This is a genomic window from Phytoactinopolyspora endophytica, assembly GCF_004138495.1.
GTDB lineage: Bacteria > Actinomycetota > Actinomycetes > Jiangellales > Jiangellaceae > Phytoactinopolyspora > Phytoactinopolyspora endophytica.
Genome location: NZ_ML142862.1, coordinates 11,543 through 14,847 on the forward strand (window position 1 = coordinate 11,543; position 3,305 = coordinate 14,847).

The 3,305-nt window shown below is 67.0% G+C and carries 3 protein-coding genes; 1 reads left to right on the plus strand and 2 read right to left on the minus strand.

The window, feature by feature from the left end; all coding sequences use genetic code 11:
- Window positions 1–1,540, minus strand: a 1,540-nt coding sequence (glgP, locus tag ELR45_RS38815) for an alpha-glucan family phosphorylase (protein ID WP_205857118.1), incomplete at its 3' end; no start/stop codon positions are given.
- A gap of 119 nt (window positions 1,541–1,659) precedes the next feature.
- Window positions 1,660–2,052: a hypothetical protein gene (locus ELR45_RS23340; RefSeq protein WP_129668499.1), complete on the minus strand. Its 393-nt coding sequence runs from the start codon at window positions 2,050–2,052 to the stop codon at window positions 1,660–1,662.
- A 643-nt stretch (window positions 2,053–2,695) separates the two neighbouring features.
- Here ELR45_RS23340 and ELR45_RS41395 point away from each other — a divergent pair.
- Window positions 2,696–3,305 (plus strand): maltotransferase domain-containing protein (locus tag ELR45_RS41395; RefSeq protein ID WP_240760085.1); only part of this gene is annotated, 610 nt, incomplete at its 3' end.

Sequence of the window (3,305 nt, forward strand, 5' to 3'; positions counted from 1 at the left end):
GACGCTTGTACGACGGCACCCGGCGCGCGAAGCCGATGGTGAGAACGTCCGGGTCCAGCGCGTCGTCCACCCAGCCGATCTCCGCCTCGCTGGCACCGCGCTGCTGCCACGACGCGCGCAGCCGCCGCCGGGCATCGGTCACCAACCGCTCCCGGAGGATTCGCTTGATCGACCAGATGTGCTCGTCCGAGAGCGCGGCGATCGCGCTCTCCCAGTCGCCGGCGTCCCGGATCTCGACGTTCTCTTCCCGCAGCTTCATGATCTCCGGTGCCACCCAGGTCGGCCAATGGACGCCGTTGGTGATCGAGCCGATCGGCACCTCGTTCTCGTCGAACGCCGGCCAGAGACCGCTGAACATTCCCCGGCTGACCTGCCCGTGCAGCCGGCTCACGCCGTTCGCCCGCTGCCCCAGGCGCAGCCCCATGACCGCCATGTTGAACACGCTGGGGTCGCCGCCTTCGTAGTCCTCCGTGCCCAACGCCAGGATCCGATCGACAGGGACGCCGGTGGTGGCGTTGTCGCCGCCGAAGTACTGCTGGACGAGTTCTCTCGGGAAGCGGTCGATCCCGGCCGCGACCGGGGTATGCGTGGTGAACACGGTGCCCGCGCGGGCGGCCTCCAGGGCGGCGTCGAACTCGATGCCCTCGCCTTCGGTCAGTTCTCTGATCCGTTCCAGCCCGAGGAAACCCGCGTGTCCCTCGTTCGTGTGGAACACCTCGGGCGCGGCGGACCCGGTGATTCTGCTGTACGCCCGCAGGGCGCGCACGCCGCCGATGCCGAGCAGCATCTCCTGCACAAGCCGGTGTTCGCCGGTGCCGCCGTAGAGCCGGTCCGTGACGTCCCGTTCGGACTGCCCGTTCTCCTCCACGTTGGAGTCGAGCATCAGCAGCGGCGCGCGGCCCACCTGTGCCACCCAGATGGCGGCGGCCAGGGTCCGCCCGCCCGGCAGGTCGATCCTGACGCGGGCCGCGGTGCCGTCGGTGTCCCGCAACAGAGTGAGCGGGAGGTTGTCCGGGTCGACCACGGGGTAGCGCTCTTGCTGCCAGCCCTCGCGCGACAACGACTGGACGAAGTACCCGTGCCGGTAGAGCAGACCGACGCCGACGATCGGAACTCCGAGGTCGCTGGCCGCCTTCAGGTGGTCACCGGCGAGGATACCGAGGCCTCCGGAGTACTGCGGCAGCACATCGGTGATCCCGAACTCGGGCGAGAAATAGGCGATTGCGGCCGGGTTGTCGCCGTCGTTGTTCTGGTACCAGCGATCCTCGGTCAGGTAGCGCTGCAGATCGTCGTGGGCTGCTTGGACACGACCGAGGAACACCGGGTCCTCCGCCAGCTCTCGCAGCCGCGCGGGCGGCACCTCGCCCAGCAGCCTGACCGGGTCATGCCGTACCGACTCCCAGATGAGCGGGTCGACCTCGGCGAATAGCTCCTGGGTGGGAAGATGCCATGACCAGCGAAGGTTGGTCACCAGCTCGCCCAGGGGAGCCAGCGGCTCAGGCAGGACAGTCCGGACGGTCAGTCGTCGAATGGCTCGCACGACCGGTAACGTTAGTCGCATCTAGCGCCAAGACAAACGGCAGTGTCGTCAGTGTGAGACGCGCCACGTCACCGGACGGCCGGGCGGGCCCACCGTCGATCCGACGGAGGGCCGCAGCCTCACCATGAAGTCAGCGCAACGGCCACACCTTCTTCGGGGAGACACGACTCCGGGATTTCGGTGTACGTCGCATCCCCCGGATCTATCTCGCCGCCTCCGCCCTCGACGTACTCGCCGATTCGCACGGTCGGCCCGTCTCGCCCAATCTCGATGGCCTGCCCGTCATCCGCGAGTGTTGATCCTTCCGGCCAGATCACCGGCCTCACCACGAGACCGTCATCCAGAGCGAGACAGTCACCAGGGCCCACCACCAGTTCGCCCACCACCTCGGCGTCCATGCCGCTGTCGGTTCTGGTGTCGACCAGGGCCGTCACGCCAGCCTTCGTGACGATCTCCGGCCGTTCGGCCGGGTCCTGCGGTTCTGTACCGCCGGAACAGCCCGCCAGCGTCACCGCCGCTATCAAAATAGCCGCAAAGTATCGCAATTCATGCCCCAACCTCAGCCTAGCTTGACTGATACATTCAGACGCTGCGAAGCGGTCCGCACCTTTGTGAACATGTCTCTGTTGAATGGGAAGTAGTATTTATACCCTGAATGGATCCATATCCCGCATTTCCCGAATACCAAGGCCCACCGCTATCGCCGCCTTCAGCCTTCCGCCGACTGGTGACGCTTGGATGGCTGAGGCGGGGTCCCACGACCGGTCACACAAGACCACTGCCCCGGTCAGAATCACCACGACACGTCACGCGGGTGCCTTCAGGATGACTCATCACGGCACCGAGCTACGATGAAGGACAGCTGACCCGCACCAAGCTTCTTTGGAGCAAGCCGCGAGCCACGCCAGGGGAGGATCACCGGGCCGGGCCTCAACGTCTGAGGTGGGGCGCGTCCCTGGGTAGCAGCGACGGGCTCACACTCTGCCTATCCCGCGTCCAGGCGCATCTTGCGGCCCTAGATCGAGCCCAGTTCGCAGACCCTGGCCAGGGCTGTGGCGAGGCGGTAATGTCCCAGTGCATACCGCGATTCAGGACGTCGCGGACAAGTCGCTCCGCCGCAACATCAAATCCGCACAGTGGGTACCGTTATCCCCGATGACTGGACGAATCCCGATCCTCGATGTCGCCCCCTCGATCGAATGTGGGCGCTACCCCGCCAAGGCCGTCGTGGGTGAGACGTTCGAGGTCTCCGCAACGGTCTTCCGGGAGGGGCACGACGCCGTGGCCGCCTCCGCCGTGCTCCACGATCCCAGAGGGCGGGTCCGCCGGCGTACTCACATGTCCCGGACGGGTCCCGCGCACCTCGACCGCTGGCGCACCGAGTTCGCCGCGGATGCGCCAGGTGACTGGTCGTTCACCGTGGAGGGATGGGCGGATCCGGTCGCCACATGGCAGCATGACGCGCAGATCAAGATCGAGGCCGGCATCGATGTCGAGCTCATGCTGACCGAAGGCGCGCTGCTGCTGGAACGAGCCGCGAAGAACCTGCCGCGCGGCACCACGGAGGAACGCAAGCGGCTGCGCACCGCGGCCAAGGCCGTCCGTGACGGGACCCGGCCAGCCGAGGTCCGGCTGGCGGCCGCGCTCGACCACGCGGTCAGCGCGATCCTCGCCATGCACCCGCTGCGCGACCTGGTCACCGAGAACGGACCGTACCCGCTGCTGATCGAGCGAGAACGGGCGCTCTACGGTTCGTGGTACGAGT